The organism is Sphingobacterium faecale (genome assembly GCF_016746095.1).
Lineage (GTDB): Bacteria > Bacteroidota > Bacteroidia > Sphingobacteriales > Sphingobacteriaceae > Sphingobacterium > Sphingobacterium faecale.
In genome coordinates this window covers 1-1014 of record NZ_JAERTY010000037.1, presented here as the reverse complement: position 1 = coordinate 1014, position 1014 = coordinate 1, and the positions used below count along the sequence as shown (strand labels likewise).

General features: G+C 43.0%; 1 protein-coding gene. It reads left to right on the top strand.

From position 1 onward, the window contains the following. The coding region (locus JKG61_RS22760; RefSeq protein ID WP_202105305.1) for a DUF7507 domain-containing protein at nt 1-1014 on the top strand (1014 nt) is incomplete at both ends.

The window sequence follows — 1014 nt, the reverse complement described above, 5'->3', positions numbered from 1 at the left end:
GACGAACTATGCTGCGCCTACGGTAGCTGTTGCAGGTGCTGATCAGGAAAACTGTAATGTTTCGAGCTTTACTTTAGCAGGAAATGCTCCTGTTGTCGGTACAGGTCTGTGGAGTATCGTTAGCGGGACGGGTGTTATCACAAATCCTACAATATACAATACTACGGTTACGGGTGTTGCTGCAGGCAGCAGTGTTACCCTTCGCTGGACAGTTAGCAACGGCAGCTGTGCGGGTAGCTCTGACGAAGTCGTTCTGACGAACTATGCTGCGCCTACGGTACCGGTTACTACAAACCAATACACTTATGTAGGTGCGACAGGCATTGTGTATGATGCAACTGCTGCGACAGGACACACTTTGGTTTGGTATTCGGACGGGAGTGGTTCGAGCATTATTACTAAGCCTATTGTTTCTACAGCTATTCAAGGTACATTTACAGCTTATGTTGCACAGCAAAATGATGCGACGGGTTGTATAAGCCGAATAATTTCGGTAATTGTTAACGTTAATCCTGTTGGAATTAAAGTAACGAAAACAGTTGATAAGGATAATATTACTACACCAACAACACTAACATATAATATTACTGTTGAGAATACAGGAGATTTTGATTTGGAGAATATAGCAGTTACGGATGTATTAAAGCAATCGGGAGCCGCTGATATTAACATAACTTCTATCGGAAGCCCAGTACAAACTGGAGGTGCGCCGACAGGAAATAACAATACAATTCTAGAGATTGGTGAAAAATGGACCTATACATTCACGTATAATGTTAGTCAATCACAAATAGATAAAGCAACTTCGTTAATAAATAATGTGTCTGTTACATCAACGCAGATACCGACGGCGAGCAATGATGTGGCTATAACCACAATAACAACAACGCCGGGTATCAGGCTTGTGAAGACACACAATAAACAACCTGCGAACGGAGAGAACTGCAGCAGTTTGACCGTAGGTGAGGTGGTTACCTATACGTTTGTGGTCCACAACACCGGTAGTGTTACATT